The 1,911-nt window shown below is 40.4% G+C and carries 3 protein-coding genes; all 3 read right to left on the reverse strand.

The window, feature by feature from the left end:
- Nucleotides 1–148: 148 nt before the first annotated feature.
- The 3 genes from ACW9H9_RS28505 to ACW9H9_RS28515 all read right to left on the reverse strand — a co-directional run bounded on the left by ACW9H9_RS28505 (nucleotide 149) and on the right by ACW9H9_RS28515 (nucleotide 1,840).
- On the reverse strand, nucleotides 149–394 hold the full coding sequence (locus ACW9H9_RS28505) for a hypothetical protein (RefSeq protein WP_457374544.1): 246 nt from the start codon (nucleotides 392–394) through the stop codon (nucleotides 149–151).
- Nucleotides 395–1,006: 612 nt separating this feature from the next.
- Nucleotides 1,007–1,348, reverse strand: coding sequence for a DUF7716 domain-containing protein (locus ACW9H9_RS28510; RefSeq protein ID WP_457346691.1), 342 nt, complete (start codon nucleotides 1,346–1,348; stop codon nucleotides 1,007–1,009).
- 21 nt (nucleotides 1,349–1,369) lie between these two features.
- Entirely contained in the window at nucleotides 1,370–1,840 is a 471-nt protein-coding gene (locus ACW9H9_RS28515) for a hypothetical protein (RefSeq protein WP_457346692.1), read from the reverse strand.
- Nucleotides 1,841–1,911 lie beyond the last annotated feature (71 nt).

Raw genomic sequence — 1,911 nt, forward strand, 5'->3', positions numbered from 1 at the left:
TATGCACCTCTTACTCATGTTATGCCCGAACACAAAATTTCTGACACCCTCCCCTACAACTTTTTGGAAACTGAAAACACGCTGCTTTTGAAAATTCACTGTTTAAAAACTTTAATGCTCTGTATCGCTCTTTGAGTCGAATGCCTTTTTACACTTCATCACCGTCATCCTGTTGCCGGAAAGCACCTTTTTTCTCGTTGTAATTTATCAACATCTCAACTGACCCATCCCAATGGGGAGGCGTGCTCCAATCAGGGTGCTGTTTTATCCCAAGCGCCACACCCATCAACACGTTACGTTCATCGTAGCAGGCCCTGCCATCCCACCGAGCGCTGTCCACGAAGCGCATGAATATACATTCTTCTGACGGAAAAAGAGAAAGTGCAACCAACAAGCGGTCAGCGCCTAGCATAACGACTGAAGCATGCTCGGAAATTTCTTTTTGGGTTGAAATTTATTTTCTAAACGCAGCACATGTTTTCTTTATGACGTCGTTATTTTCGTAAGAAAACTCACCATCAATGGTCTGACTTAGTAGTTTGAGCGCCGTTAAATTTTCGGCTCCCAAGATAAAGTTTGATTGAAGAAAATCAACTATATCCACCTTTATAAAGCCTCTATTGGATAATTATATAGACGCGACGAAAAGCACCCTGCTCTGGCTTCCTGTGCTTCCTTAAAGCCTTAAAGCCTTAAAGCCTTAAAGCCTTAAAGCCTTAAAGCCTTAAATTCGACAAACGCCCTTATGGAATGTTTGTGGATTTTCTTCGTCGTTTTCTAAGAACACGCGCTGCAAATTTTCCGCCAAAGACTATCGCCTCAAGATCCTGACTCACTTACCCTCTCCATAAGGCTTTAAGCGTCTACAAAATATTAATCACACTGGGTCACTATATACACAGCGTTATCAGATAATTTTGAAGACGTACCAAAAAAGAAAACTTATGCTCTATTCAATTTACTCGCTTAGCCAAATAGGACGACAGCCAATATTTCGGCATTGGTATCACACCGACAACATCATAAAACTATCGCGCTGATTGTAATATTTTAGCGCATCTAAAAGCTCGTCATTAGAGGCAGAGGGTTTTTGTTTGAGTGCGTTGAACACCACGTCCTCTAAAAGCTCATCCGTAAACCAAAACTCGAGTTTTTTATTTAAAATCCGCTCAGGGAAAATTTCTTCATCATCGTCTGATATTTGCGCGTATTCATCAATGACGCACTTATCCTCCAGTGTTATATCGTCCGAGTCCCCTTCCCCATAAATGCAATATGGCGAAATTTTCTCTTCGCTTCTTAAAAAACCTATTAATTCAAGCATCGTCACAGTTTGATTATATTGCACGCTGAAGCCTCCATTAATTTACTAAAGGTTTTCAATATCTGCTGGACCTCCATCATCCAGAAGCCTTCTCATTCTACGGTTGAAAAGCTCCAATTCGTGCACATTATTATTGGCAGACATCTCCTTTTTGAGAAACCTCATCACTTCCGAAATCTTTCGTTTATTTTCATCGTCAGCGTCACGAATTAAGTCAAATCCATTCTCTGATAGGATGGAAGACTTATTTCTCAGGTAATAGTAACAACCGATATTTTCGAGCAGATCATTGGCATCATCTTTCGTCAGTATGACGCTATTCACATACAAACCAAAAGACGTCTTTAATAGACCTTCCGCATTACTTGAAGTTTTTAAAAAAGCGCAGAGCCCTTGCCAATTTATAATATGCAACTGAGTTCCCCAGTCAGGATCCCTTGTAAAGTACTCACCTTTTCCTCGAAAATAATCAGGAAGTTCTCTTTTACTCAACGCAATCTTGAAATTATTAGTCATTACAGTTGCTCCCTGCCCTAGTGTGCTGTTCGCGAAATAAATTTCTGAGTAATTCGTCTACACTTCAAACG

The sequence above is a fragment of the Pseudomonas sp. SDO5215_S409 genome (genome assembly GCF_054071325.1).